General features: G+C 60.9%; 16 protein-coding genes. 15 read left to right on the forward strand and 1 reads right to left on the reverse strand.

From position 1 onward, the window contains the following. The first annotated feature begins 136 nt into the window (after nucleotides 1-136). From HHL09_RS16785 to HHL09_RS16800, 4 genes are read left to right on the forward strand one after another with little or no spacing between them, the layout of a single operon-like run. The gene (locus HHL09_RS16785; protein WP_169455771.1) at nucleotides 137-2,233 is read left to right on the forward strand and encodes a sensor histidine kinase; all 2,097 of its coding nucleotides are present in this window, start codon (nucleotides 137-139) and stop codon (nucleotides 2,231-2,233) included. After that, complete coding sequence (locus HHL09_RS16790) at nucleotides 2,190-2,834, forward strand: response regulator (protein WP_169455772.1); 645 nt, start codon at nucleotides 2,190-2,192, stop codon at nucleotides 2,832-2,834. The genes HHL09_RS16785 and HHL09_RS16790 overlap by 44 nt, the downstream gene beginning before the upstream one ends. Before the next feature lie 42 nt (nucleotides 2,835-2,876). Continuing rightward, on the forward strand, nucleotides 2,877-3,455 hold the full coding sequence (locus tag HHL09_RS16795) for a hypothetical protein (protein WP_169455773.1): 579 nt from the start codon (nucleotides 2,877-2,879) through the stop codon (nucleotides 3,453-3,455). A 52-nt stretch (nucleotides 3,456-3,507) separates the two neighbouring features. Next, entirely contained in the window at nucleotides 3,508-3,792 is a 285-nt protein-coding gene (locus tag HHL09_RS16800) for a hypothetical protein (RefSeq protein WP_169455774.1), read from the forward strand. An 86-nt stretch (nucleotides 3,793-3,878) separates the two neighbouring features. On the opposite strand, the gene HHL09_RS16805 is transcribed toward HHL09_RS16800, so the two are convergent. Then, on the reverse strand, nucleotides 3,879-5,201 hold the full coding sequence (locus tag HHL09_RS16805; protein WP_169455775.1) for a hypothetical protein: 1,323 nt from the start codon (nucleotides 5,199-5,201) through the stop codon (nucleotides 3,879-3,881). A gap of 145 nt (nucleotides 5,202-5,346) precedes the next feature. Here HHL09_RS16805 and HHL09_RS16810 point away from each other — a divergent pair, with 145 nt between their 5' ends. From HHL09_RS16810 to HHL09_RS16860, 11 genes are all read left to right on the forward strand, one after another. Then, nucleotides 5,347-6,690, forward strand: a complete 1,344-nt coding sequence (locus tag HHL09_RS16810; RefSeq protein ID WP_277349184.1) for a dipeptidase — start codon at nucleotides 5,347-5,349, stop codon at nucleotides 6,688-6,690. Further along, nucleotides 6,687-7,100 carry a hypothetical protein gene (locus HHL09_RS16815; RefSeq protein WP_169455777.1) on the forward strand — a complete coding sequence of 138 codons (414 nt, stop codon included), beginning with the start codon at nucleotides 6,687-6,689 and terminating at the stop codon, nucleotides 7,098-7,100. The genes HHL09_RS16810 and HHL09_RS16815 overlap by 4 nt, the downstream gene beginning before the upstream one ends. Before the next feature lie 62 nt (nucleotides 7,101-7,162). Then, nucleotides 7,163-8,833 (forward strand): glutamine--tRNA ligase/YqeY domain fusion protein, encoded by a 1,671-nt coding sequence (locus HHL09_RS16820; protein ID WP_169455778.1) that lies wholly within the window; start codon nucleotides 7,163-7,165, stop codon nucleotides 8,831-8,833. 445 nt (nucleotides 8,834-9,278) lie between these two features. Beyond that, nucleotides 9,279-11,327, forward strand: a complete 2,049-nt coding sequence (locus tag HHL09_RS16825; RefSeq protein ID WP_169455779.1) for a prolyl oligopeptidase family serine peptidase — start codon at nucleotides 9,279-9,281, stop codon at nucleotides 11,325-11,327. A gap of 52 nt (nucleotides 11,328-11,379) precedes the next feature. Then, on the forward strand, nucleotides 11,380-12,573 hold the full coding sequence (locus HHL09_RS16830; RefSeq protein WP_169455780.1) for a SecDF P1 head subdomain-containing protein: 1,194 nt from the start codon (nucleotides 11,380-11,382) through the stop codon (nucleotides 12,571-12,573). Between the two features lie 416 nt (nucleotides 12,574-12,989). Continuing rightward, complete coding sequence (locus HHL09_RS16835; protein ID WP_169455781.1) at nucleotides 12,990-13,685, forward strand: MotA/TolQ/ExbB proton channel family protein; 696 nt, start codon at nucleotides 12,990-12,992, stop codon at nucleotides 13,683-13,685. After that, a complete protein-coding gene (locus tag HHL09_RS16840; RefSeq protein ID WP_169455782.1) occupies nucleotides 13,682-14,113 on the forward strand; it encodes an ExbD/TolR family protein in 432 nt (143 codons plus the stop codon). The genes HHL09_RS16835 and HHL09_RS16840 overlap by 4 nt, the downstream gene beginning before the upstream one ends. Before the next feature lie 6 nt (nucleotides 14,114-14,119). Continuing rightward, nucleotides 14,120-14,863, forward strand: coding sequence for a hypothetical protein (locus HHL09_RS16845; RefSeq protein ID WP_169455783.1), 744 nt, complete (start codon nucleotides 14,120-14,122; stop codon nucleotides 14,861-14,863). Further along, a complete protein-coding gene (locus HHL09_RS16850; protein ID WP_169455784.1) occupies nucleotides 14,860-15,102 on the forward strand; it encodes a hypothetical protein in 243 nt (80 codons plus the stop codon). Before HHL09_RS16845 ends, HHL09_RS16850 begins: the two co-directional genes overlap by 4 nt. 68 nt (nucleotides 15,103-15,170) lie before the next feature. Beyond that, nucleotides 15,171-16,418, forward strand: coding sequence for a beta-ketoacyl-ACP synthase II (gene fabF, locus HHL09_RS16855; RefSeq protein WP_169455785.1), 1,248 nt, complete (start codon nucleotides 15,171-15,173; stop codon nucleotides 16,416-16,418). Next, nucleotides 16,415-16,813 (forward strand): acyl-CoA thioesterase, encoded by a 399-nt coding sequence (locus tag HHL09_RS16860; RefSeq protein ID WP_169455786.1) that lies wholly within the window; start codon nucleotides 16,415-16,417, stop codon nucleotides 16,811-16,813. The genes fabF and HHL09_RS16860 overlap by 4 nt, the downstream gene beginning before the upstream one ends. Nucleotide 16,814 lies beyond the last annotated feature (1 nt).

Below are 16,814 nucleotides of genomic sequence, written 5' to 3' on the forward strand. Positions count from 1 at the left end.
AGGGAAGCCGGGCTATTGCCCTTTTCTCTAAATTGGCGGGGAGCTTGGCAGCGCGGTGTGATGTCCGAATCCCTCTTTGGAGTGAGACAAAAAGTGTTCGCGTCATGAAAACTGTCACGTCAGTTTTTCCTGAAACGTGAAGCCCAAGCCCCGCCTCCCCTTTGTATGCCTGTGCCTGGTCTTTGGCATGGTGACGGGGGGCTGCTTGCGGGCAGAGGAAGTGCTTCCGCAGGCCATCGGAGAACTCCAGCTGAAGGCCGCGACGGAGCCCTTCGAGCCGGTGGAAATTAGGACCAGCGGTATCGTGACCTGGATCGACCCGGGTGAAGGGAAGTTCTTCCAGCTCCAGGACCGCACCGGTGGCGTCCAGGTGAGCTTCACGAATGTCGATTGGCCATTGGTCGGGGATACCGTCGAGATCGAGGGCCGCCTTGAGCGCGGCCCTTATGCGCCCGTCATCAGCAACGCCCGCTTCCGCCACAAGGGCCGCGGGATCCGGCCGGTAGCGGCAAATGCGTCGGGCGGCGGCCTTTTGAACGGCGAATACAATGGCGAACTCGTGGACGTGCATGGTTGGGTCCGCAGCGCGGAAATGGTTTCGCCCACGACCTTCTCCGCGGTGCTGAGCTCCGGATCGGCACGGGTCACGGTGCGGGTTAGTAACGCCCGCACCCTCAACCCGGAGGATCTGATCGCCGCGAAGATCTGGATGCGTGGCGTGGCGGTGCCGGTGCGTGCACGTGGCGGCTTGCGGCAATTGGTGGACGTGCAAGTCCTCGCTTCGACCGATGACGATTTCCATGTTTTCCGGCGGGAGCCTTCCGACCCATGGAAGAGTCCCATCCGTCCCTTGCAGCAGGCCTTCCAATACCGCCCGGGCTTCACGCGCGGCGATCGTGTAAGGGTCCGCGGGGAACTGGTCTATGAACGCGATGGGGTGGCCTATCTCAATGATGGCAAAAGCGGCATCGCGGTGCGTGGCGCGGGCGCGGCCAAGCTGAAGAGAGGGGATCAGGTGGAGGCAGTAGGCTTTCCGGACCTGGAGGACTTCCTGCCCGTGCTTTCGGATGCGGTGTTCGCGTCTTTTCCCCCCGAAGGCGGGGCGGTGGCTCCGAAGCCGATGCCGGTGGATGATCTCGTGGACGGTCTCCAACATGCCGCTTACGTCACGGTGCGGGGGCGTTTGTTAGATCGCCTGCATGCCCCGTCTCCGGATGGCAGTGGCATCCTGGTGCTGGCGTTGAATACCCCGCGCGGAGTCTTCACCGCGGAGTTGGAAGAGAAGCAGGGAGAGAATGTTTCTTACCTCGAAGAAGGCTGCACGCTCGATGCCAGCGGCATCTGCCTGGTCAGCGCGGATGGTGCGGGAAATTCCACTTCCTTTAAAGTCCTGATCCCGGATCGGAACAGCATCAGGGTGGTGGAGCATGCCAGCTTCTTCACGGTGAAGCGCCTGCTGGTCTTGCTTTCCATTGCTCTCGGAGGGCTCGCGGCAGTGGCAATCTTCGCCTATTTCATTTCACGGCGGAACTTGAAACTCGCCGCGGAAATGCGCGAGCGCACGGCGGTCACCGCGGAGCGCAACCGGCTCGCGCGGGATCTTCATGATACCTTGGAGCAAGGACTTACCGGCATCCACCTCCAGCTTCATAGCATCGGGAACTCCGAGGAAGATGCCTCTCCTGACACGCGCGAACGTCTCCAAGCCGTGGATGTGCTGGTGAGGCAGTGCCATGCGGAAATGCGCCAATCGATCTGGAACCTGCGCTCGGTGGCCTTGGAGCAGTTCGATCTGGCCGAAGCCATCGAACGCGCCGCGCGATCGATCGCACTGGGTTCGAACATCGAGCTGGAGGTGAAGCGCAGTGGCGTGCCGGTCAAGTTGCCACCCTTGATCGAAGACAACCTCCTGCGCATCGGTCAGGAAGCGGTCACCAACGCGGTCAAACACGCCCGCGCCGGCAGCCTGACGGTGGAGTTGAACACCGCGCCGGAAAGCGTGACGCTCACCGTTTCCGATGACGGCAGCGGCATTCAGGGCGGCTCGCGCCCCGGCCACTTCGGTCTTACCGGAATGGGCGAGCGGGCGGTGCGCATCGGTGGCAAGCTGGAACTTACGGAAAACCCAGGTGGCGGCACCTTGGTCCGCGTCAAAGTCCCGCTGCGGAATGGAAGTTCTCGAAATCAATATGAACCCGCACACTCCTCAACCCATCAAGATCCTCGTCGTTGACGACCATTTCGTGGTCCGCGAGGGGCTGCGAAGCCTGATCAGGAGGGAACCCGGCATGATCGTGATCGCGGAAGCGTCCAATGGTGCGGAAGGCGCCGACATGCACGAGCGCCTGCAACCGCACGTCACCATCATGGACCTCCGCATGCCGGTGCTGGGTGGAGTGGAGGCCACGCGCTTGATCCGTAGCAGGACCCCCGGCGCGAAGGTCCTGGTGTTGACAAGCTTCGAAGGAGACGAGGACATCTTCGCCGCCTTCGATGCGGGCGCTTCCGGCTACCTTTTGAAGCACAGTTCCGGTGACCAGGTGGTTCCTGCCATTCACGCGCTGATGCGCGGCGACACGTGGATCCCTCCCGAAGTGGAAAGCCATTTGGCGGCACGTCAGCGTAGCGAAGTCCTTTCCAACCGCGAGCGCGAGATCGTCCGCCACCTCGCACTGGGCGAAGCGAACAAGGAGATCGCCGCTTCCATCGGGATCTCTGAGCAAACCGTGAAATCCCACGTGAAGAACATCCTCGGGAAGCTCCAGGTGCGCGATCGCACGGAGGCCGTCACCGTGGCCTTGAGGCGCGGGATCATCCACTTGCCGGAAGTGTGAAATCTTGTCGGAGCGGCGCAATCGGCCTATGACTTTGCAGAGATGCTTCCGAAACTCAATCTGGTCTCCGCTCTCGCCGCGCTGGTCTTCTTTTTCCTGCCTTGGGTGGAGGTCGAGTGCAGCGGGGAAAAGTCGGCGACCCAGACCGGTTTCCAGACGATCACCGGCACGGCAACGCCCGCCAAGCGCTCCCAAGCTCATGGGCCGAAGCTCGACAGCGAGGGCGAGTCCCTGGGCACGTCTTACCTCGCAGCCTTCGCACTAGTCGGCGCGGTCTCGGCGGCGGTCATCGGTTTTGCCTCGATGATTGCGGATCGCGCCGATCTGGCACGCGCCACCGCTTTCCTCTGTGGATGTGCATTCATCTGCCTCGCGATCCAGCTGGTCCTTGGTTTTCCGGCGGAAACCACGCTCCGGGAGAAACTTCGCGGAGAACAGCGGGCCGAAGGAAAGCCGAAAGGACCGTTGGATGACATCGGCCGCGAGTTCGCGCAGAAGCTCGCCACGGAGATCAAGGTCAGGCCATCGAAGTGGTTTTACCTCGAACTCGGGGCCCTTGGAATCCCGCCCTTGCTGATGCTCGGAGCCTCGATGGGGCCTCGTCGCTCCGCGCGAGATTGAAGGCGATCCTCGTCCTTGCCGTCGCGAACGAACTGTCCGAGGCTTCCAATCCATGAGTGACAAGCAGCAGGTTCCCCAGTGGGAGGCGAACAAGGTCGTGGCGAAGGGAGTCCTTCATGACCGCACCCTGCGTCGCCGTGCAATGGGCCGCTGCCTCATCCTCTTGCTCGCCATGTTTGCCATCGGCCTCTGGGGTATCGATGGCTGGTTAAAGGGAAACATCTGGCGCTTCTTCCTCTGGTGGACCGGCTGCGGCTTCCTCGCGATCTTCACCGTCTGCTTCGCTCTGTATGATGCGATGCGGGTGATCCGCGAAGAGCGGGAGAAGCTGGAATAATCTGTTATAATCGGTTGCTACGGGAAGAAGAAAGGCAGCATCTCACGATGCTGCCTTCCCTGTAGATCGATGAGCTAACTCCCGGATCAAATCCCCGGGACCATCCCGCTCGTGCCGCTCTGCTTCCAGATCGGGCCTTCTTTCGCGTAGCGCGGTGCCGGGCCTTCCATGTTGGGATCGGGAAGCGAATTGTCCAAGCGGAACAGCGGCAGGATCGGTGCGCCCGTGGTGGCTTTCTCATAGTTCTCTCCGATCTCCTCGATCAGCAGCGAAACACCGAAGTAACCACCCGGAATCTCACCGATCAGGATCTCCACCGGATAGGCATTCCCTTCCTTCACCGAGAATTCCGGACCCACCGCGAAGCCGCCGATGTTGTCATTGTAGTTCGGAGAAGTCTCGTACTTGTAGAATTGGATCGGCACGCGCATCGGTCCCATCTTGCGGATGTCCTTGGCGAGTTCCGGCACATCGTTGGTGCCATCCACATCCGCCGCACGGCCGAACATGTGGGTGCCCGTGCAACCGAGCGTATAGCCGTAGTCAAATACCGTGCGGTTGTTGAAGCGCACCACCAGCAGGTCGTCCCCGGCACCCACAAAGCGGAACTTGCCTGTCTTCGGTGCCTTCACCGTGCCGCGATACACCACGATCCAGCGTCGCGGCTGCACTTCCTTTTCGCAGTTGAAAGCGGCAGGCGCTGCCTCCGCGGACATGAAGGGCATGTGCAGCTTGTTCTGATAGAGCTTCTGCGAGGCCTTGTAGTAGTCCCTGAATTCCTTTTCCTTGAAACCCTTGTCCACGATGTCGCGCACCTTCAGGCGCATCTCGTCGTCGGTCATGTTCGTCGGCTGGCGATCCGAGGTCTGCTTCAGGTCATAGAAGGTGCCGACCAAGGCGCTTGGAGTCGCCTCGATCGCGCCAAAGGGATTCTTGATCCCGGTGCCATCGCCCATGCCCGGTCCCATTCCGTCGCCGAAGCCGGACCCGCGGCCATTGCCCTTGCCGCCACCGGACCCATTTCCTCCGAGGCCGCCGGACATTCCACCACCGCCGATGTTCGAAAGCGAGCTCATCTCCGAGCCCAGCTCTGGCTCGGGAAGCGAGAGATCGCTCGAAACCCCAATCGCCGAAACGCGCGCCACGTTCTTCTGCACCAGCGAAGTGCGCTGCTTCTGCTGCATCGTGCTTTCCGGGCTTCCGCCTCCGCCGCCGGCCGGCATGAAGTCCACCTTCTTCGGCGGCTCCTGGATGATCTGGAAGACCCAGAATGCCCCGAGCACCAGAAGTCCTACGTGAACGAGAATCGAAATGCTGAGCGCTCCACCACCCAGTTTACTCCAGAAAGATCGCTTTTTTGGAGCGTAGGTGACGTTTTCGACGTATTCTTGATCTTGGTCCAAGTCCATGATTGTCAGGTCTATCGGAGAAACGAAAACGCGTTTGGTTTTCTTGGGCGATTCTTCGGGGAACCCGCGTCATCCTTGAAAGAGGTGTCACTTTTGCGGCGGCCCCGTGTAGGAATTCGCCTTGCCGGGGAGGGGAGCGGACCGCTTGGATGCGCACATGACGCCGGAGCTTGAGGACCTGTTCGCTTTCCTTCGTTTTCCCAGTATTTCCACGGATTCCCGGAATGCCGGTGACGTCCGTGCCTGTGCCGAATGGATCGTCTCCAAGCTGACCGCCATGGGGCTTCAAACGACCCTCCATCAGACCGAGCGCCACCCCATCGTCGTCGCGAAAAATGCGCACCAGCCCGGCAAGAAAACCGTGCTGATCTACGGCCACTACGACGTCCAGCCGGTCGATCCGCTCAATCTCTGGTCCACCCCGCCCTTCGAGCCGGAAATCCGCGAGGGCAAGATCTGGGCCCGCGGCTCCACCGACAACAAGGGCCAGATGCTCGCGCACATTCTCGGCGTGGAAAAGACGCTGAAGGAAAAGGGCGATCTCCCGGTGAACCTGATTTTCCTCTTCGAGGGCGAAGAAGAAATCGGCAGTCCGAGCCTTGCACCTTTCCTTGAAGCAAATCGCGAGCTGCTGAAGTGCGATATCATCGCGATCTCGGATACCGGCATGGTCGCTCCCGGCCAGCCGACTCTCAGCTATGGCCTCCGCGGCATCGCCGCCTGCGAGGTCATCCTGCGTGGCCCCGCGCGCGACCTCCACTCCGGTATCTACGGCGGCGCCATCCGGAATCCCGCTACCGAAATCGCCCGCCTCGTCTCGACCTTCCACGATCCGGAAGGCCGCGTTCAGGTGGAAGGCTTCTACGATGACGTGAAGCCCCTGGAAGACTGGGAGCGCGAGATGTGGGCGAAGCTTCCCGGCACCAGCGATGACGATTTCATCCGCTACAGCGGTGCCTCGAAGACCCATGGCGAAGCCGGCTACACCTCCGCCGAGCGCACTTGGGCCCGCCCCACCGCGGAGATCAACGGCATCGGCGGCGGCTATCAGGGCGAAGGCTCGAAGACCGTTCTGCCCGCCGAGGCCTTTGCGAAATTCACCTTCCGTCTCGTCCCGAACCAAGACCCCGCCGACATCATGGAGAAGGTGAAGGCCCACCTCGACAAGCACTGCCCTCCGGGTGTCTCGCTGCTTTATGTCGGCGGCCACGATGGCAAGCCCTTCTACACCGATCCGAACAGCAGCTTCGGCCAAGCCGCCCAGGAAGCCCTCCGCAAGTCCTTCGGCAAGGATCCGGTCCTCATCCGCGAAGGCGGCAGCATCCCCATCGTCCAGGCCTTCCGCGATATCCTCGGCGTCGACACCCTCCTCCTCGGCCTCGCCTTGGCGGACTCGCAGATCCACTCGCCGAACGAAAACTTCCCGGTGGAGAACTTCGAGGCGGGCATCCGTTTGAACCAGGCGCTGTTGGAAGAACTCGGTAAATGAAGCAGTTCGTCGTCGATTCCAGCTATCACCAATTCTATGTGGCGGATCTGGTTCTCAAACCGGACGCACCCGTGAATTGGACGGATGACGACGTAAGCAAACACCATCTTACCGAGAAGCACATTGCGGCGCTTTCCCCCGTTGCCGATATCGCCGCGCGGGTGACCAGTTGCGGGCCTGATGATCCCATTCCTGATTTTGCTGATTCCTTCGACTTTGAGGTTTGTACAGAGATCGAAGTGCCTGCCGTCGAAGTCGGGGTCTTCGGATGGCCTTGGGGAATGGAAGATCGTTATCGCATCCAGCCCGGCCGTTGTTCCATTTTGTTTCGCGGTTACGCTACCGAGCGAGCCGAAGCTGAAGAAGACCACTATCTCGTCAAAATCCTTCCGGTAAATTCCGTCCTCTGACGGGCTCTTCACCAGGCGCTCTGCACTGATCACTGATCACTTGGCACTCTTTCCCCGACTCCATGTCCGATTCCCCAAAGACCGATTTTATCCGCGAGATCATCGCCGCCGACCTCGCCTCCGGTAAGCACGAGACCACCATCACGCGTTTCCCCCCGGAGCCGAATGGCTACCTGCACCTCGGCCATGCCCGTGCGATCTGCCTGAACTTCGGCATCGCGCAGGAAAATGCGGCCGTCGGCGCGCGTTGCCACCTGCGCTTCGACGATACCAATCCGGAGAAGGAAGAGGTCGAGTATGTCGAAAGCATCAAGGCCGACGTGAAGTGGCTCGGCTTCGATTGGGGTGACAATCTTTTCTACGCCAGCGACTACTTCGAGTTCTACTACGACTGCGCCGTCCATCTCATCAAGAATGGCCTCGCTTACGTCGACGAGCAGACCGCCGAGCAGATCAAGGAAACCCGCGGCAATCTCACCGTTCCGGGAACCCCTTCGCCATGGCGTGACCGCTCCGTGGAGGAGAACCTTGAGCTCTTCGCCAAGATGCGCGCCGGTGGCTTCGAGGAAGGCGCCGCAGTCCTCCGCGCGAAGATCGACATGGCTTCGCCGAATATCGTCCTGCGGGATCCCGTCATCTATCGCGTGCTGAAGGCGGAGCATCACAATACCGGCGATGCCTGGTGTCTCTACCCGATGTATGACTTCGCGCATCCGCTGGAGGACGCGCATGAGCACATCACCCACTCGCTCTGCACCCTGGAGTTCGAGATCCATCGCCCCTTCTACGATTGGGTGATCGAGAATTGCCCGGTCCCGGCCAAGCCGCGCCAGATCGAGTTCTCGCGCCTCAATTTCACCTATACCGTCATGAGCAAGCGCAAGCTGCTCACGCTGGTGAAGGAAGGCCACGTCGCCGGTTGGGATGACCCGCGCATGCCCACGCTTTCCGGCGCGCGCCGCCGTGGCATTCCCGCTATCGCCATCCGCAAGCTCTGCGAGAAAACCGGCATCACCAAGTTTCAAGGCATCACCGATATCGCCCAGCTCGAGTTTGAGATCCGCGATCACCTGAATGCCGCCGCCCCGCGCCGCATGGGCGTGATCGATCCTCTCAAGCTCATCATCGAGAACTTCCCCGCCGGCCAGAGCGAGGACATCGAACTCGACAACCACCCGAAGGACCCCGCCATGGGCTCCCGCCAGGTTGCGCTTTCGCGTGAACTGTGGATCGAGGCCGATGACTTCATGGAGGTTCCGGAGAAGAAATACTTCCGCCTCGGCCCCGGCCGCCACGTCCGCCTTCGCGGCGGCTACATCGTGAAGTGCACCGGTTTCGAGAAAGACGCCTCCGGCAAGATCACCGAAGTCCGCTGCGAATACCTGCCCGGCACCAGGGGCGCCGACGCCCCGGAAGGCGTGGAATGCCGCGCCGCCATCCACTGGGTCAGCGCCGAGCACGGTGTCGAAGCCGAAGTTCGCCTCTACGATCGCCTCTTCACGGCCGAAGATCCCGATGCTGCCGAAGGCGGCTTCGTCAGCGTGATCAATCCGGACTCGCTCAAGACCATCCGCGCCTACGTCGAACCCGCCGCTGCCAACGCCGCACCCGAAGAGGTCTACCAATTCGAGCGCCTCGGCTACTTCGTCGCCGACCGCCACGACCACCAGCCCGGAACCAAGCCCGTCTTCAATCGCACCATCGGTCTCCGCGACTCCTGGGCGAAGAAGTAAGACGGGGCGGCATCAGCACAGGAGATTGGAGGGGAGTCATTCGCTTTTGGATTCCTCTCTTCCGTCCCGAAGCGGACCACTCATAAAAGCCCGGGACAAAGTTCCGGGTTGGTCCGCACGGGACATCGCGTCCTGTAGGGACGCTTCATGCGGTGAGCACTTCCGAATCGGAAGCGGTGACGAGACTTCCCGTGCTCGTGGCCGCTCCCGCTAGATCAAGCTGTCACCCGATCAGGAGTCTCCCTTCAACGGCTGCTCAAATTTCGCGATCTTTCGCGTTTTTCGCGGTTGAGAACCTACCTCCGGCCCGCGCCTTGCGTGCGCCTTTCCGTAACCGGTCGTGCCATGGAGCGCTACCGGAGGAACAGCATCCTGCCGATTGCCGGAATGACCCGCGGCTTCGAACACGTATCGAAGAAGCCTACGCAAAATCCTTCGATCCTCCATGCTCTCGCGTGCCCTTGCCTTGCTCTTCCTCCTCTCTCTCGCCACACCCTTGAAAGCCGATGGCGCGGCCGACAACCTCGCCGATCAAGTCCGCCCCATCCCGCCCCCAGGCATTCCCATCCCCGGGGACCAGCGCGCCGCCCTAACCGCAGAGGCCGCCCGCCTCGCCACCGCCATCGAATCCGCCAAAGGCTCCCTCTCCGGAAAACCTGCGCTCGCCTATCTCCCCGACGTCCAGATCTTCCACAAGGCCGTGGACTGGGCGCTGCGCTATGATGAGTTCTACGAAGCGAATCAAACCGCATGGGCGACGGAGCAACTCCACGAAGGCTTCTTCCGTCTCGATGCCCTCCTTCAGGGCAAGACCCCTTGGCTCGAAAAGACCGGCCTCATTCCCCGCGGCTACCTCTCGAAGATCGATGGCAGCGTGCAGCCCTTCGGTCTCGTCGTCCCTCCATCCTTCCAAGCGGACCTTCCCTATCATTGGCGGCTCGATACTTGGTTCCACGGTCGCGGCGAGAAACTCAGCGAACTCGACTTCATCCACCAGCGGATGACCCAGCCCGGAGAGTTCACCCCACAGGATGCCATCGTCCTTCACCCCTATGGTCGCTATTGCAATGGCCAGCGCTTCGCGGGGGAAACGGACTTCTTCGAAGCGCTCGAAGTCGTGAAGAGGGACTACCGCATCGATGAAGACCGCATCATCGTCCGCGGCTTCTCGCTTGGCGGTGCCGCTTGCTGGCACATCGCCACGCACCATGCCTCGCAATGGTGTGCCGCGAATCCCGGTGCAGGCTTCAGCGAGACTGAGGAGTTCCTCAATTTCTTCCAAGGCGAGAAGCTCCAGCCCTATCCATGGGAACGCCAGTTGTGGAATCTCTACGACTCTACCGCCGTCGCTCGGAATTTGATGAATTGTCCGACCGTCGCCTATAGTGGGGAGATCGATAAGCAAAAGCAGGCGGCCGATGCCATGGCGCGGATGGTCGGTGCCAACGATAGCGGCTTGTCGCTTCGCCATATCATCGGGGCGAAAACAGCGCATAGCTATGAGAAGGAAGCGAAGACGGTCGTGGCGGATGCGATCGATAGAATCGCGTCCAACGGACGCAGGCAGGTGCCCCGCGAGGTCTATTGGGAAACCTATACGCTGAAGACGAACCGCAACGCATGGATCGAGATCGATGCCCTCGGTGAACATTGGCAGCCCGCCTCGATCCGGGGCTCCTTTTCGAAGGCCGGCTTTTTGATCGAGGTGAGGAATGTGAGAGCCTTCACCCTGATTTTTGATTCCGGCACCTTTCCGGAAGAGGTCGGACGCTTCTTCGGCGTGGATGTGCGGGAAGCCGCACCCGGGGAGGAAACCGGATACGAATCTGCGATTGAGGGCGAGGTTTCCATCCCTTCGGATCGATCAATGCGGATGAGCTTCGCCCGCCAAGCGGATGGCAAATGGAGTGTCGCTGCAGGAAAGTCCGATGCTCTGGAAAAGACGCACGACCTCCAAGGCCCCATTGACGATGCCTTCATGAACTCCTTCATCTTCGTCCGTCCCACCGGAAAGGCGGCCAATGAAAAAGCCGGGACTTGGGCCGCATCCGAAATGGAACGAGCCATCCGCGAGTGGCGTCGGCAGTTCCGGGGCGATGTCCGCGTGAAGGACGACACCGCGGTAACCGAAGACGATATCCGCTCGTCCAATCTCATTCTTTGGGGAGACCCGTCCTCGAATGCTCTCATGGCTCAGGTCGCGCCAAAGCTCCCTATCAGGTGGTCTGGCGACAAGATTGAGGCGGGCAGCCACAGCTTCTCCTCGAGCGATCATGCCCTGATCTGCATCTACCCGAATCCCCTGAATCCCGGGCGCTACGTCGTCCTCAACAGCAGCTTCACCTTCCGCGAATACGACTACCTCAACAATGCCCGCCAAACCCCGAAGCTCCCGGACTGGGCCGTTGTCGATCTGAACACCGCCCCGAACAGTCGCTACCCTGGCGCGATCCCCACCGCCGGATTCTTCGGGGAGAAATGGGAGCTGAAATAGGACGTGAGTTTGTAGCGGCCTTGGAGATGCTCCCGGCTACCATCCGGACCCCATGAGGCTGCTTCACATTGCCATTCCTTTCCTCGGCATCGGCCTTTCCCAAGGCGAGATCCTGCGGATCTCCCGGGCCTTCGATGAGCCCGTGCCGGGTGCCGAACGCATGGAACTCAAATATCGCGATGAGGTGCAGCAGATCTTCGTTGTGAAGGAGGCAATCATCTCGGACGCCGATGTTAAAAATGCTGATGCGTCCGTAGAGGAGCAGATCCAAGTCGAGCTCAACGAAGAAGGAGCTAAGAAGATGAAAGCGGCGACAACCGGCTTGGCCCACGGCAAGGATCGCTTTGCCGTCCTTGTCGATGGGCGGGTGGTCACGGCTCCGGTGGTTCGAGACTCCTTGGGTGCGCGGTTTTTCTTCAATGTGGCCGGGCTCAGCGACGAGCAAATGGACGATCTCGCAAGACGAATCTCCGGTCGCCCTCCTCGCCCCAAGGGGGAGGCCTTCGAGGCGAAACCCCTCCAGAAACATCGGGAGGTGGTGCCATATTCGGAACAAGAATATCTACAGTTGAAAGCCGGGCGGGAAAAGATGGGCATCTACTATTTGGATCGTCTCCCTACCGATGAAGATCTTTCTGAAGCCCTGCGCGTCGGCATGAGCCGGAACGAGGTGGAAAAGGTTCTGGGAAAGCCAACCTTTGCCCAAGCAGATGAGCTCTTTTATGGCCTTGCTCCGGAGAAGCTTCCGGAAAATCCGGATCGTGAATTTATTCCCTGCGGGCTCCGGCTCCGCTTCCAGGAGGAGAAATTGAGTCAATGGTCGGTAGCGACCGGCCCTGAGTCGCGTTCTGGAAAAGCAATTGGTGCGGAGCAACCCTCTTTGGTGGTGCTCAACCCGGAAATGGATCTTACCTCGCTCAATTTCGATCCGGTGGAGCTTTTCGAGGGGTGCAAGGTTCCCAATCCCGATCGAGCGGTCAATCGAACCGACTTGGAGGGCCTCGTGCGACTCGTGATGATGTTCGTCTCCATGGCGGAAGACCGTGGGCTGCCGGAGTCGGCGGTGACTGGTGACTGCGACCTGATGAAGATTCTGGAAAAACACTTCCCGGAAGCGGCAAACCTCAAAAAGGACACCGCGGCAGGAAAAATCTCCCTTAAAAAGCTTAAGGAAGCCTTCGAGCCCTACGCCGTGGGGGGGAAGCCCCTACCCGAAGCGAAAGCTGCTCCGGTCGGAAAGGAATAGGGTGCCACGGATGCAGGAGAGCATCGGAACTTCGCCCGGGTTGATGTGCGTTTGGCAGTAGAAATCCGTCGTCGGAATGCGTGAGTCTTTACGGTGTTCAAGCCATCGATATGCGGAGCGAAGTCCCTGATAATTCACCCCGAGACAGGTCATCAGATGACTCTTTCTTCCGTGCCGCTCGCGGCGGATTTATGGAAAATCGCCTGTTAATTACCCTGTTTTATCAGGCGGAACAGGCAGGAAAATTGAGGCGCTTCATTGCCCGCCAAGCTGACGTAAAAGCTCAATTATGGTCCTTCGGAGCGCGCCGCTCCAATTCCTAGGTTCGTCGGGGAGGCTTTGCCTTCCCGACCCGCCCTCCCCAAATCTTTCATCGGACTGGCCAGACGGTCAGGGATGGTTTATAGCTGGCCGCCATGCCGACCGAATTCCTCGACCCATCGGGCCTTCTTGAGAACGGAGGACCGATCCTGTGGCTTCAGGCGGTGCTCGCGTTTTTCGGAGCCCTTTTCGTCGTCGAGCGGCTCTTTTTTTTCCACCGCGCCCGCATCAACGTGGGCGATTTGCTCGTAGGCCTCTCCAATCACGTCCGCCGGAAGGCCTACGCCGAGGCGATGCACGAGGCGGCCCGCGCTCCCGGTCCGGTCGCCCGCGTCGCCCACTCGGTCCTGCTTCGCCACTCCATGGAGCGCCCGGACCTCCGGGATATCGCCCAGGAAGCCGGCCAGCTTGAGGTCCCGCGGGTGGAGAAGAACCTGCGCGCGATCCTTGCCGTCGCCATGCTGGCACCCCTGACCGGGATGCTCGGCACGGTCCTCGGCCTCGCCGAAACCTTCCAGCGCATGAGTGAGCGCGGCGGCTTCGCCGGCCCGGCAGAAGTCATCTCCGGAGTTCAATCTGCGCTGGTGACCACCGCCGTGGGCCTGACGATCGCGATCCCGGCCTACCTCTTCTACCTCTACTTCCTCGGCCGCGCGAAGCGCCTCTTCCACCGGATCGAACGCACCGGGATCGAGATGGTGAACATGATCTGCGATGCCCGGGCGGATACCGGTATCGTCTCGATGCGCGATGAACTTGAAGCGCGCCGTCGCGAAGAGCGGAAGAAATGAAGCTCGAAACGACGCTGCCGGAGTCTCCCGGTTTCCTGATCGTGGTACCTGCTATCAACCTGATGGCGCTGATGCTGGTGTTTTTCCTGCCCTCGCTTTTCAGCCAGTCTGGCGTCGCCTTGGAACTCCCGGTTTCCCGCTTCCAGCTTGAGCGTCAGGAGGATCGGGCGGTGGTGAGTATCACCTCCGACACACCCCCGGTCTATTGGCTTGAGCGCCAGCAGGTATCCTTCGCTCAGCTTTCCGAAAAACTCGATGCCCGCCGCCAAGGCGATTGGGCACCCACAAGCACCGTCCTGCTGCGGGTGGACAAGGGAGTCTCGGTCGAGACCCAGCGGAATGTGGCCGAAATGGCCCTCCAGAAGGGTTTCCGGGTCCTCTTGCTCGGGCAGTCCGAGCCCTCCGCTCCGAGCGCCGACCATCCCTAGTCAGCCATGTTCGCGGGAAGATTGAAGCGCACCAGCCGGGACCGGGAGTCCGGTCTGGTTTTCCAGTGGCGTCTTCCCGTTAGCAATCACTGGCGTTTCATCAGTGCTTTTTGTCTCGTTGGTCTGATCACGGCCGGCCTCGCGGCCAGTGTCCGGGTCCGGGTTGGTGGCGGATCGGTCCGCCAGCCGGAACGCCGCGGGGCTCTGATTCTGGTTCCTCGAGGTGAAGAATGGAACGCGCTCCAGATGATCGCCTTGGAAGCGGGCCCGATGCCACGTCGGGACGATGCGGTGGACTCTCCGGAGATCAAATCGCTCATTGATGGTGGACTCGCAGCGGCTTCGGCCCCTGGCTTCCGTTATCAGCCCACGCTCCGCCCGGTGGGAGTTGAGGTGCAGGATCTTTCAGGGCCCGGGGGGACATCTCCCGGGGTGCTTCCTCCGCTGCCGGTTCCTGATCCGCCTTCCATGCTCCCGCCGCTCCCGCAGCCGGCCCGGCCGGTGGTGCTGGCTTCCGGCTCGCTTCGCGTCGTCACGCCCGCGTCCGACGCTCCTGCGGACCTCGCGGCGGGAAATCGCTACCTTTTGAACTACGACGAGAAGGGTCGGGTGACTCGCGTGACCCCTCTTTCTTCCCCCAAGGACGATAAGGGAGGTGCTGGTGCCGAGGCTTGGCTCCGTGAACTGAGGATCGAGGGTGGCGCAAGGCAGGGCGGCTGGACGGCCGTGGAAATTTCCAGCGGATCATGATCGAGCTCACCCTTACCGAACTTGCCGCCTGGAGCATCGGTGCCGCCATGGTGCTCGTCGCCTTTTTTGCGTGGATTTCCCGCTGGTCGAACCGGAATGCCGAGCGTAGGTCGCTGCGCCGCCGGGTGGCCTGCCGTCTATGCCTTCTGGTGGTTGAAGACGAAGGGAGAGGCCGTATTTTCCACTGTCCCCACTGCGGTGCCGCCAATGAACGTGGACCGAACCGTAGCTTGGGATGAGGCTTGCCACCCGTAGCTGCAGCATCTAAGGACGCCGAAATTCCCCGCGTTACGCCCCGTCACACCTCATGAGCGAAAGAAGAGTTGTTATCACCGGCATTGGCTGTGTCAGCCCCCTTGGAAACGATCTGAAATCCACTTGGGATGGCATGAAAGCCGGTCGCAGCGGGATTGGCACGATCGCCCAGCTCGATCCCACCCCCTACGAGTGCAAGATCGCAGGCGAAGTGCGGGATTTCTCGCCCGATCACTATTTCAACGTTCCCAAGGACTCCCGTCGTTCGGACCGCTACGTGCAGTTCGCCGTCGCCGCCTCGAAGATGGCGCTTGAGGACAGCGCCGTGGACTTGGAAAAAGTGGATCGCCGCCGTTTCGGCGTGATGGTCGGCAGCGGCATCGGTGGCCTCGGTACGCTGGAGCGTGAACACGAGGTTTGCCTGAACAAGGGGCCGAAGCGCGTCTCGCCCTTCACGATCCCGATGATGATTTCCAACATCGCCAGCGGTATCATCTCCATGGAGCACGGCCTCTATGGCCCGAACATGGTGATCGTGACTGCCTGCGCGACTTCGAACCACAATATCGGGGAAGCATGGCGCATGATCAAATTCGGCGATGCCGATGCCTTCCTTTGCGGTGGTGCGGAAGCGACCATCTTGCCGATGGGGCTCGCCGGCTTCGCCAACATGAAGGCGCTGAGCACCCGCAACGACGAGCCCGAGAAGGCATCCCGTCCTTTCGACAAGGATCGTGATGGCTTCGTGATGGGTGAAGGTGCCGGTGTGGTTGTGATCGAGGAACTCGAGCACGCCAAGGCGCGCGGGGCGAAAATTTACGCCGAACTCGTCGGCTACGGTGTTAGCGCGGATGCCCACCATCTCAGCGCCCCGTCCCCGGACGGCAGCGGCCCGGCCTATGCCATCGGCATGGCGCTGAAGCACGCGAAGCTGAACCCGGAAGAAGTGCAGTATCTGAATGCTCACGCCACCTCGACCGGCCTGGGAGACATCGCCGAAACCCGCGCGATCAAGCTCGCCTTCGGCGACTACGCCACGAACGGCCTGATGGTCAGCTCCACCAAGTCGATGACCGGCCACATGCTTGGTGCTGCAGGCGGCATCGAGATGATCGCCTCCATCATGTCGATCGTCGACAGCGTCGTCCCGCCGACGATCAACGTGGAAAACCAGGATCCCGAGTGTGATCTCGATGTGGTCCCGAACACCGCCCGTGAAACAAAGGTGGACGTGGCCCTCAGTAACAGCTTCGGTTTCGGCGGGCACAATGCTTCGCTGATTGTGAAGCGGTTTTCATGATTTCACCGCTCTACATACACCATTCCCAGATCGCCTTCGGGGATACCGACTGCAGCAGTTGGATCCATTTCCCGAAGATCTTCCGCCACGTCGAGGAGGCAGAGCATGCCTTCCTCGAAAGGCAGGGGATCACGATCATCGATCGTGAACTCGGTGGCTGGCCGCGGGTGCATGTCTCCTGCGACTTCAAGCAACCCCTCCGTTTCGGCGATAAGATCGAGGTCCATCTAGGCATCGAAAAAATCGGCGCCGCCTCGATCAACTGGCTCTTCGAAGTCCTGAAGGACGGAGAAGTCTACGCGCTCGGAAAGATCGTCTCAGTGCGCGTCGACAACCAAGGAAAGCCACTCGTAATCGATGAGGAGACGAGGGCGAAGCTGGTGCCGATGTCTTAGC

Source organism: Luteolibacter luteus, assembly GCF_012913485.1.
Taxonomy (GTDB): domain Bacteria; phylum Verrucomicrobiota; class Verrucomicrobiia; order Verrucomicrobiales; family Akkermansiaceae; genus Haloferula; species Haloferula lutea.

Excerpts from the sequence above, each read along its gene's own strand:
- HHL09_RS16790 (WP_169455772.1), top strand. The coding sequence starts at position 2,190 with ATGAACCCGCACACTCCTCAACCCATCAAGATCCTCGTCGTTGACGAC.
- HHL09_RS16795 (WP_169455773.1), top strand. The coding sequence starts at position 2,877 with ATGCTTCCGAAACTCAATCTGGTCTCCGCTCTCGCCGCGCTGGTCTTC.
- HHL09_RS16800 (WP_169455774.1), top strand. The coding sequence starts at position 3,508 with ATGAGTGACAAGCAGCAGGTTCCCCAGTGGGAGGCGAACAAGGTCGTG.
- HHL09_RS16805 (WP_169455775.1), bottom strand. The coding sequence starts at position 5,201 with ATGGACTTGGACCAAGATCAAGAATACGTCGAAAACGTCACCTACGCT.
- HHL09_RS16815 (WP_169455777.1), top strand. The coding sequence starts at position 6,687 with ATGAAGCAGTTCGTCGTCGATTCCAGCTATCACCAATTCTATGTGGCG.
- HHL09_RS16820 (WP_169455778.1), top strand. The coding sequence starts at position 7,163 with ATGTCCGATTCCCCAAAGACCGATTTTATCCGCGAGATCATCGCCGCC.
- HHL09_RS16825 (WP_169455779.1), top strand. The coding sequence starts at position 9,279 with ATGCTCTCGCGTGCCCTTGCCTTGCTCTTCCTCCTCTCTCTCGCCACA.
- HHL09_RS16830 (WP_169455780.1), top strand. The coding sequence starts at position 11,380 with ATGAGGCTGCTTCACATTGCCATTCCTTTCCTCGGCATCGGCCTTTCC.
- HHL09_RS16835 (WP_169455781.1), top strand. The coding sequence starts at position 12,990 with ATGCCGACCGAATTCCTCGACCCATCGGGCCTTCTTGAGAACGGAGGA.
- HHL09_RS16840 (WP_169455782.1), top strand. The coding sequence starts at position 13,682 with ATGAAGCTCGAAACGACGCTGCCGGAGTCTCCCGGTTTCCTGATCGTG.
- HHL09_RS16845 (WP_169455783.1), top strand. The coding sequence starts at position 14,120 with ATGTTCGCGGGAAGATTGAAGCGCACCAGCCGGGACCGGGAGTCCGGT.
- HHL09_RS16850 (WP_169455784.1), top strand. The coding sequence starts at position 14,860 with ATGATCGAGCTCACCCTTACCGAACTTGCCGCCTGGAGCATCGGTGCC.
- fabF (WP_169455785.1), top strand. The coding sequence starts at position 15,171 with ATGAGCGAAAGAAGAGTTGTTATCACCGGCATTGGCTGTGTCAGCCCC.
- HHL09_RS16860 (WP_169455786.1), top strand. The coding sequence starts at position 16,415 with ATGATTTCACCGCTCTACATACACCATTCCCAGATCGCCTTCGGGGAT.